Raw genomic sequence first — 8,488 nt, 5'->3', positions numbered from 1 at the left:
CGGCTGCGTCCGCTCGCGCCGCCGCGGCTCAACCCGCTGACGATGGCGCTGGCGTTCCCGGCCTACCGCTGGCTGCACGATCCGGACGGTCGCCCCTGGCGCCTGCGGCTGCGCGGACGGTACTGACCCGCGGGCGGGACCGCCGGGAGGCCCCGGTCGGGCTGGGTAGGCTGAACCGCGCACGCCGCGTCGATCGACCACCGGAGGCCATGGTGACCCTGCTCTTCCCCGACTACCGCCCCTCCTGGGAGACCGACGACCACCGGCTCCTGCGCGAGCACGCCCGCGCCTTCTTCGCCAAGGAGATGACGCCCAACCAGGAGAAGTGGGCCCGGCAGAAGCACGTGGACCGCGAGACCTGGCTGCGCACCGGCGAGGCCGGGCTGATCTGCCTCGACGTGGCCGAGGAGTTCGGCGGCCAGGGCGGGGACCCGGGCATGGAGTACCTCGTCACCGAGGAACTCGTCTACTCGGGGGACACGGCGTTCGGCATGGGGGTCGGATCGACCATCACCCCCCACTACGTGGCCAACTACGCCACCGACGAGCAGAAGCGGGAGTGGCTGCCCAGGTTGTGCTCCGGTCAGTGGATCTCCGCGATCGCCATGAGCGAGCCCGGTGCCGGTTCGGACCTGCAGGGCGTCCGCACCACCGCGCGGCGTGACGGTGACCAGTACGTCATCAACGGCTCCAAGACCTTCATCTCCAACGGTGGCTCCGCCGACTTCGTGGTGGTGGCGGCCAAGACCGACCTCGACGCCGGCCACAAGGGCATGGCGCTGTTCGCCGTGGAGGCCGACACCCCCGGTTTCGAGCGGGGCCGCGTGCTGGAGAAGATGGGCCGTCACGGCGCCGACACCGCGGAGCTGTTCTTCAACGACATGCGTGTGCCCGCCGCCAACCTCCTCGGCGGCGAGGAGGGGCAGGGCTTCTACCAGCTCATGAACCAGCTCCCGCGCGAGCGCCTGGCGATCGCGGTGGACGCCCTGGCGATGGCCGAGGCCGCCGTGGTGGAGACCCTCGCCTACACCCGTGAGCGGCAGGCCTTCGGCAAGCCGATCCTCGACTTCCAGAACACGCGGTTCGAGCTGGCGGCGTGCAAGACCTCCGTCATGGCCACCCGCACCTTCATCGACCACTGCATCTCCCGCGAGATCGGCGGCGAGCTGGACGCCGTGACCGCCTCGATGGCCAAGCTCCAGGCCACCGACATGCTCGACGACGTGGTGGACCGCTGCCTCCAGCTGTTCGGGGGCTACGGCTACATGATGGAGTACCCCATCGCGCAGAAGTTCGCCGCCGCCCGCGTCATGCGGATCTACGGCGGCACCAACGAGATCATGAAGGAGGTCATCGGCCGGGCGCTGTGACCCGCCGCGCGTGGGCGTCGAGCGGCTACTATCGACAGTCGTCGATACATTCTGCCGGGGGAGTCACCGTGACCGATCGTCCGTCCGTCCTCTTCGTCTGCGTCCACAACGCGGGCCGCTCACAGATGGCCGCGGCCTACACCGAGCACCTGTCCGGAGGCGCGGTGGAGGTCCGCTCGGCCGGGTCGGCGCCGGCGGACTCGATCAACCCGGCCGTCGCCGAGGCGATGGCGGAGGACGGCATCGACATCTCGGCGGCCACGCCGAAGGTCCTCACCACCGAGGCGGTGCGGTCGAGCGACGTGTGCATCACCATGGGCTGCGGTGACGTCTGCCCGGTCTTCCCGGGCAAGCGGTACCTGGACTGGACCCTCGACGACCCCGCCGGTCAGGGTGTCGACGCGGTCAGGCCCATCCGAGACGAGATCAGGCGCCGGGTGACCGGACTCCTCGCCGAGCTCGGCGTGCACCCGGTCTAGCGTCCGCGCAGGATCTCGGTGAGCTGACGGACGGTGGGCACCTTCCCTCCCAGGACGAGGTCGTCGTCGACCACCAGCCCGGGTGTCTTCATGAGTCCGTAGCCGGCGATCTCGCCGACGTCGGTGACCTCGACGATCTCCGCGTCCTCGCCCAGCGCTGCCAGCGCCTCCCTCGTGCGGGTGACGAGGGTGTGGCAGTTGCGGCAGCCGGGCCCGAGCACCTTGACGATCATGGTTCCTCCTGCATCCGGGGTCAGGCGATCACGTTGAACACTAGGCCGATGGCGAGGATGCCGGCCGCCACGACGGCGAAGAACAGTGCGAGCAGTGGTGGCCTCATGACCCGCCTGAGCATGATCGCCTGGGGGATGGACAGCGCGATCGAGCTCATGATGAACGCCATGACGGTGCCCAGGCTCATGCCCTTGGCCCACAGTGCCTCGGCGATCGGCACGACCCCGGCTCCGTTGACGTAGAGCGGGATCCCCGCGAGGGTGGCCACGAACACCGCCAGCGGGTTGTCCGGGCCCGCCCAGCGGAGGAAGAAGTCCTCGGGGACCCATCCGTGGATCACCGCGCCGACGCCGACGCCCACCACCACCCAGATCCACACGCTACGGAGGATGTCGCGGGATTCGCCGAGAGCGGCGTCCACCCGTTCGCGCAGCGAGGGCACGTGGCCGTCCGCGCGGAGTACGGCGACGCGGGTGGTGAAGACGACGTCGTCGACCCACCTGTCGAGCCGGAACCGGGACAGGGCCCATCCCGCGACGAAGGCGATGGCGGCGCCGGCGCCGACGTAGGCGGCGGCGATGTGCCACCCGAACATCTCGCCGATCATGATGGCCGCGATCTCGCTGATGAGCGGGGAGGCGATGAGGAAGGTGAGGGTGACCGAGAGCGGGATCCCCGCGGCCACGAAGCCGATGAACAGTGGGATCGAGCTGCAGGAGCAGAAAGGGGTCACCACGCCGAGCACGATGGCCAGCGTGAGGCCGACGAACAGCCCCCGGCCCTCGAGCCAGTCCCGCGCGCGGTCGAGGTCGAGGCTTGCCCGCAGCATGCCCACCAGGAACATCAGCCCGAGGAGCAGGAGGACGATCTTGATGGTGTCGTAGAGGAAGAAGTGCACGGCACCGATCGCGCGGTCGGCGAGGTCGAGTCCGAGCCAGCCGACGGCCGCGTCCCAGAACCACTCGTTGGCCACCCACAGGGCCGCCCAGGACACCGCGGCCAGCGCGAGCGCCGCCACGAGCCGACGATGCTCACGGGCACCGGTGTCGGTGTCCGGGGCGTCGTTCCCCGGGCCGGACGGGCCGGTCGCGGAGGCGGGCAACGAGGTCATACCTCCACTGTAGGATTGGTATCGATGAGTGTCGATAGGAACTGTTCAGGGGGTGGCGAGAGGGGGTCGGGCAGGGTGAGGGACGTCGTGGTGATCGGAGGCGGCCAGGCCGGCCTGGCCGCCGGTTTCCATCTCACCCGCGCCGGCGCGGACTTCGAGATCCTCGACGCGTCCGACGGGCCGGGGGGTGCGTGGCCGCACACCTGGCCCTCGCTGCGATTGTTCTCGCCCGCCGACCACTCGTCCCTCCCGGGTCGCAGGATGCACCGGACGGACGACGGGAACCCCGACGCGGCCCACGTGGTGGAGTATCTGCGCGGGTACGAGGAGTACTACGGGCTGCCCGTCCGGCGCGGGGTCCGGATCGTGGCCGTGGAGCGGGACGATCCGGACGGGTTCGTCGTCCGTGCCGCCGACGGCCGCCGGTGGCGTGCCCGCGCGGTGATCAGTGCCACCGGGACGTGGTCGAGGCCGTTCGTGCCGACCTGTCCGGGCGTCGGGGGTTTCCGGGGCCACCAGATCCACAGCGCCGGCTACCGGGGTCCGGAGCCGTTCGGCGGCCGGCGCGTCGTGGTGGTGGGCGGTGCGAACTCGGGCGCGCAGATCGCCGCCGACCTCGCCGGACATCTGCAGCAGAGCGACGGCGAACTGATCTGGTGCACCGCCGGGCCCCCGCGCTATCTGCCCGACCACGTCGACGGACGTGAGTTGTTCCGGGTCGCCACCGCCTCGGTCCGATCCGGGAGCGGCCGCGGTGTCGCGGAGTTGGGCGACATCGTCGTCGTCCCCCCGGTGCGCGCCGCCCGCGACGCGGGCCTGCTCGTGGCCACCCCGATGTTCGACCGGTTCCACCCCGGCGGGGTGGAGTGGGACGACGGCCGACGTGAGGCGGTCGACGCGGTGATCTGGTGCACCGGATTCCGCCCGGCTCTCGGGCACCTCCGCGGCCTTGGGCTGTCGCGGGTCGGCGGCAGGGTGGTCGCCGACGGGCCCGTGGTGCCGGACGTGCCCGGGCTGTTCCTGCTCGGCTACGGCGACTGGTGCGGCGCGGCCTCGGCGACCCTCATCGGGGTCGGTCAGTGGGCGAAGGCGGCCGTGGCCGCAGCTCTCGGCCGGTGATCAGGCCCTGAGGCGCGCGACGATCTCGACGAACTCCTCCGCGTAGCCCAGGTGGGTCCGCAGTCGCTCGAGCCGTTCGGTGGCCTCCGCCTCGATCTCGGCGATCAGCGCGGCCGATCCCGCCGGGTCGTCGGCTCGGCGGTCCAGGGCCCGGCAGAAGTCGCGCATGCGTTCCAGGCTGAACCCCAGGGGCTTCATCCGGCGGATGAGCAGGAGCCGCTCGACGTCCCCCGGCGTGTAGAGGCGGAACCCGCCCGGGGAGTGCGCGGAGGGGCTGACCAGACCGAGTTCGTCGTAGTGCCGCAGGCTCCGGATCGACAGCGCGGTGCGCTCGGCGACCTCGCCGATCTTCATGGTCTGCTCGCCGCGACTTGGCCCGCCCACAACTCTCCCGTTACGGTAGCTTTCTACTCTCACGCCGTGTGAGAGTCCTGACCCCGACTGTAGGTGATCCGTGAGCACCGAGTTCCCGACCGGCGTGCTGCCCTCGTTCCGCGCCGCGTTCTCCTCCCCCGCCCGGCTGCGGACCGAGGTCCTCGCCGGCCTCGTGGTGGCCCTCGCGCTCATCCCGGAGGCGATCTCGTTCTCCATCCTCGCGGGCGTCGACCCCCGGGTCGGTCTGTTCGCGTCCTTCACCATGGCGGTCACGATCGCCTTCACCGGAGGACGCCCGGCGATGATCTCGGCGGCCACGGGAGCGATCGCGCTCGTCGTGGCGCCGGTCGTGCTCGAGCACGGACTGGACCACCTCATCGCCACGGTCCTCCTGGCCGGGGTGCTGCAGGTGTTGCTGAGCGTGTTCGGGGTCGCGAGGCTGATGCGGTTCATCCCACGCTCGGTGATGGTCGGATTCGTCAACGCGCTCGCGATCCTCATCTTCTCCGCCCAGATCCCGCACCTGGTGGGCGTGCCGTGGCTGGTGTACCCGCTGGTGGCGGTGGGGCTGCTCGTCCTCGTGTTCTTTCCCAGGCTCACCACGGTGATCCCCGCGCCCCTGATCGCGATCGTGGCACTGACGATCGTGGTGGTCTGGGTGGGGTGGACCGTCCCGAACGTGCACGACCAGGGCGAGTTGCCCGGGTCGCTGCCGACCCTCCTGCTGCCGGACGTGCCGCTCACCCTGGAGACGCTGCAGATCATCGCCCCCTACGCGCTCGCCATGGCGCTCGTGGGGCTCATGGAGTCGCTGATGACGGCCAAGTTGGTCGACGACATCACGGAGACGCACTCCGACAAGACGCGTGAGGGCTGGGGTCAGGGCGTCGCCAACCTCGTCACCGGTTTCTTCGGCGGGATGGGCGGTTGCGCGATGATCGGGCAGACGATGATCAACGTCAAGGCCTCGGGCGCACGGACGCGGCTGTCCACCCTGCTCGCCGGCGTGTTCCTGCTGGTCCTCGTCGTCGTCCTGGGTGACGTCGTCGGACTGATCCCGATGGCCGCACTGGTCGCGGTGATGATCATGGTCTCGGTGGGGACCATGGACTGGCACTCGATCCATCCCCGGACACTGCGGCTGATGCCGCTGTCGGAGACCCTCGTCATGGTCGTCACCGTGGCGGCGACGGTGTGGACCCACAACCTCGCGATCGGCGTGATCCTGGGGGTGGTCACGGCGATGATCATGTTCGCGCGCCGGGTCGCGCACATGACGACCATCGAGAAGGTCGCCGAGCTCGACACGGACCACGACGGGGCGGTCGACACCCGCACCTACCGGGTCACGGGCGAGCTGTTCTGGGCCTCGAGCAACGACCTCGTGTACCGGTTCGACTACTCCGGCGACCCCGAGCACGTGGTACTCGATCTCACCGACGCCGACATCTGGGACGCCTCGACCGTAGCCACGCTCGACGCCGTGCAGCAGAAGTACGCGGCCAAGGGCAAGACCCTCACGGTGATCGGACTCGACGGTGCCAGCAGGGAGCGGCTCGACAAGCTCTCGGGCAGGCTCGGCGCCGGGCACTGAGCGCGGGTCGGTCCCGAGCGAATCCCTCCGGCCGGGCTTCCGGAAGAATCGATGGTCATCTATATTGATGGATGTCGATACGAGGCTTGGAGGCCGACATGTCCCGATCCGTGCACGACGCTCCTCTCCCCGAACTGCTCTTGCCTCAGACGCAACTCCAGCGTGACGCCCGCGAGCTGGCCCGGCACTACGAGGGCGTGTTCAGTCCGCAGACCGTCGAGCGCGTGGTGTTCGAGTCCTATGCCGCGTTGCGTCGGACCGCGCGGGTCACCGCCCATCTGCCGTCGCTGTCCCGCCGCTTCGCGACCGACCGGCTCAAGGCTCTCGCGCAGGCGGAGGGGCGCGTCGACAAGGACGTCCCCGAGGTGCTCTTCATCTGCGTCCAGAACTCGGGGCGCTCCCAGATGGCCGCGGCTCTCATGGCGGACCGGTCGGAGGGGCGGGTCCACGTCCGGTCCGCAGGCTCGCTCCCGGCGTCCGGGATCGACGAGAACTGCCGGGCGGCCATGGCCGAGGTCGGGCTCGACCTGACCTCGGAATACCCCAAGCCGCTCACCGACGACGTGGTGGCGGCCGCCGACGTGGTGATCTCCATGGGGTGCGGGGACGCCTGCGCCGTCTATCCGGGCAAGCGGTACCTGGACTGGGACGTCTCGGACCCCGCCGGCCAGGATCTCGACCGCGTCCGCTCCATCCGTGACGACATCGACGACCGGGTCCGCCAGGCCCTGCCGGAGATCGTCGGCATGACGCCCGCGACCGCCCCCGGTGCTCCGAGTTCGGGTGGTGCGACCAGGGAGGCGGCGTCGCCCTGAACGGTCCTCAGGCTGAACAGTCCTCAGGCGAGGCGGAGGCCTCGGACGTCGACGATGTCGCGGATCTGGGAGAACGCCTCCGGGACGATGCTGTAGTGCGCCATCCGGCCTCGTTGTTCGCGGGTGACGAGTCCCGCCTCGACCAGCTTCTTCATGTGATGACTCACGGTGGGCTGGGAGATCCCCAGCGGTTCGGTGAGGGTGCACACGCAGACGTCATCGCACTCCGCCGCCGCGATGTGCGAGAGCAGGCGGAGGCGCATGGGGTCGGCCAGGGCCTTGAACCGGGCCGCCGCGGCTTCGGCCTCGGCCTGGGTGAGCGGCCCGTTCGCGCCGGCGATGCAGCAGTATTCGGCGGATTCGGGCGAGGTCATGGTCCCAGGTTACCCGGACGACCGGGGCGGGGGAGGCCTGTGGATGTCCCCTCTTGCCCATTCGAAAGTGTGTGCGTATACTAGAACACTAGTTCGATACAATGTGACGGCGACGTACGAGTGGGCGTACGGGTGGAGGTGAGGGCGTGGACGAGACGGCTGGTGGCGCGACAAGTGGGGTCGGTCGTTCTGGTCACCCGTCCCCGCTCGGGAGGTTGTCCGATTCCGCCCGCGACACCTGGGTGGCGGAGAATCGCGCCGCCGGGGCCCGCCTGGCCGCGTGTTACGAGTTGTTCCGCGAGTGCGTGCGCCAGGACGAGGCCGGGGCGGGGGACGGTTCCCCGCCCGGGCACGCGGTGGTCGACCCGTTCGACGTGTGCACCGGCTACGTCGTGGCGTCGATGCCCATCTCCTCTGGCCGCGCCGCCGCCATGATCAGCCTCGCCGCGGACCTGACCGAGCGCTACCCGGCCGTCATGGAGGCGCTCTCGGCCGGTCGGATGGAACAGCGCGCAGCCGAGTTGTTGGCCCGTCAGATGGCCACGGTCGATCCGGCCGTCCTGTCCCGGGTTCAGCAGGAGGTCGTGGAGGACTACCTCGCCGCCATCGAGGCCGGCGAGCGTCCGGGCGCCCGGTCGGTGCGCGACTCCGTCGACGCGATCATCGCCCGCTACGACGCCAACGGGATCCGCGAACGAAGAGACGCCGCCGCCCGCGGACGCGGAGTCCACATCCGCAAGGGCGCCGACGGCATGACCAACCTGTGGGCCACCCTGGCCTCCGACGAGGCCGCTGTGCTGGCAGAGGCCATCGACCAGCGCGCCGCAGAGTTCGCCAACCCCGCCCCGGACACCCCCGCGGAATCAGCGCAGGCCCGCGCCGACGCCGAGGGGGCGGACATGTCGAACTATCCGGTGCCCGAACGCCGCGCGGACGCCCTGCTGTCCCTGGTGTGCGGAGACCGGGGCCGCGCCCGTGCCACCGATCTCGCGCCGGACGAGCCGCCAGCGCCACTGC

Annotated in this window: 10 protein-coding genes; 6 read left to right on the top strand and 4 right to left on the bottom strand. The window is 70.3% G+C overall.

Annotation, left to right across the window (positions count from 1 at the left end; translation table 11 throughout):
* Positions 1-212 precede the first annotated feature (212 nt).
* Positions 213-1,370, top strand: coding sequence for an acyl-CoA dehydrogenase family protein (locus tag G6028_RS15895; protein ID WP_182659453.1), 1,158 nt, complete (start codon positions 213-215; stop codon positions 1,368-1,370).
* A gap of 68 nt (positions 1,371-1,438) precedes the next feature.
* The gene (locus G6028_RS15890; RefSeq protein ID WP_182659452.1) at positions 1,439-1,849 is read left to right on the top strand and encodes an arsenate reductase ArsC; all 411 of its coding nucleotides are present in this window, start codon (positions 1,439-1,441) and stop codon (positions 1,847-1,849) included.
* Here G6028_RS15890 and G6028_RS15885 read toward each other — a convergent pair.
* Complete coding sequence (locus G6028_RS15885) at positions 1,846-2,082, bottom strand: thioredoxin family protein (protein WP_107757545.1); 237 nt, start codon at positions 2,080-2,082, stop codon at positions 1,846-1,848. The two genes, G6028_RS15890 and G6028_RS15885, sit on opposite strands and share 4 nt — an antisense overlap.
* A 20-nt stretch (positions 2,083-2,102) precedes the next feature.
* Positions 2,103-3,194, bottom strand: a complete 1,092-nt coding sequence (locus G6028_RS15880) for a permease (protein ID WP_182659451.1) — start codon at positions 3,192-3,194, stop codon at positions 2,103-2,105.
* 24 nt (positions 3,195-3,218) lie between these two features.
* On the opposite strand from G6028_RS15880, the gene G6028_RS15875 reads away from it, so the two are divergent.
* Positions 3,219-4,313: an ArsO family NAD(P)H-dependent flavin-containing monooxygenase gene (locus tag G6028_RS15875; RefSeq protein ID WP_182659450.1), complete on the top strand. Its 1,095-nt coding sequence runs from the start codon at positions 3,219-3,221 to the stop codon at positions 4,311-4,313.
* Here G6028_RS15875 and G6028_RS15870 read toward each other — a convergent pair whose 3' ends face one another.
* Positions 4,314-4,667, bottom strand: a complete 354-nt coding sequence (locus G6028_RS15870; RefSeq protein WP_179523629.1) for a MerR family transcriptional regulator — start codon at positions 4,665-4,667, stop codon at positions 4,314-4,316.
* A 100-nt stretch (positions 4,668-4,767) separates the two neighbouring features.
* Here G6028_RS15870 and G6028_RS15865 point away from each other — a divergent pair, with 100 nt between their 5' ends.
* Together G6028_RS15865 and G6028_RS15860 are read left to right on the top strand one after the other, a co-directional pair.
* Complete coding sequence (locus G6028_RS15865; RefSeq protein WP_182609778.1) at positions 4,768-6,282, top strand: SulP family inorganic anion transporter; 1,515 nt, start codon at positions 4,768-4,770, stop codon at positions 6,280-6,282.
* A 71-nt stretch (positions 6,283-6,353) separates the two neighbouring features.
* Positions 6,354-7,097 carry an arsenate-mycothiol transferase ArsC gene (locus G6028_RS15860; RefSeq protein ID WP_182659449.1) on the top strand — a complete coding sequence of 248 codons (744 nt, stop codon included), beginning with the start codon at positions 6,354-6,356 and terminating at the stop codon, positions 7,095-7,097.
* A gap of 23 nt (positions 7,098-7,120) precedes the next feature.
* Here the strand turns inward: G6028_RS15860 and G6028_RS15855 are convergent, their stop codons facing one another.
* Positions 7,121-7,471 carry an ArsR/SmtB family transcription factor gene (locus G6028_RS15855; RefSeq protein ID WP_179523627.1) on the bottom strand — a complete coding sequence of 117 codons (351 nt, stop codon included), beginning with the start codon at positions 7,469-7,471 and terminating at the stop codon, positions 7,121-7,123.
* Positions 7,472-7,686: 215 nt separating this feature from the next.
* On the opposite strand from G6028_RS15855, the gene G6028_RS15850 reads away from it, so the two are divergent.
* On the top strand, positions 7,687-8,488 hold an 802-nt coding region (locus G6028_RS15850; RefSeq protein WP_194307077.1), incomplete at its 3' end, for a DUF222 domain-containing protein.

Source organism: Dietzia cercidiphylli (genome assembly GCF_014145145.1).
In the GTDB taxonomy this organism is placed as follows: domain Bacteria; phylum Actinomycetota; class Actinomycetes; order Mycobacteriales; family Mycobacteriaceae; genus Dietzia; species Dietzia natronolimnaea.
This window is presented reverse-complemented; position numbering and strand designations above follow the sequence as displayed.

Bases quoted from the DNA above. Each gene is read 5' to 3' on its own strand.
- G6028_RS15855 (WP_179523627.1), bottom strand. From the start codon at position 7,471: ATGACCTCGCCCGAATCCGCCGAATACTGCTGCATCGCCGGCGCGAAC.
- G6028_RS15860 (WP_182659449.1), top strand. From the start codon at position 6,354: ATGTCGATACGAGGCTTGGAGGCCGACATGTCCCGATCCGTGCACGAC.
- G6028_RS15875 (WP_182659450.1), top strand. From the start codon at position 3,219: ATGAGTGTCGATAGGAACTGTTCAGGGGGTGGCGAGAGGGGGTCGGGC.
- G6028_RS15870 (WP_179523629.1), bottom strand. From the start codon at position 4,667: ATGAAGATCGGCGAGGTCGCCGAGCGCACCGCGCTGTCGATCCGGAGC.
- G6028_RS15880 (WP_182659451.1), bottom strand. From the start codon at position 3,194: ATGACCTCGTTGCCCGCCTCCGCGACCGGCCCGTCCGGCCCGGGGAAC.
- G6028_RS15885 (WP_107757545.1), bottom strand. From the start codon at position 2,082: ATGATCGTCAAGGTGCTCGGGCCCGGCTGCCGCAACTGCCACACCCTC.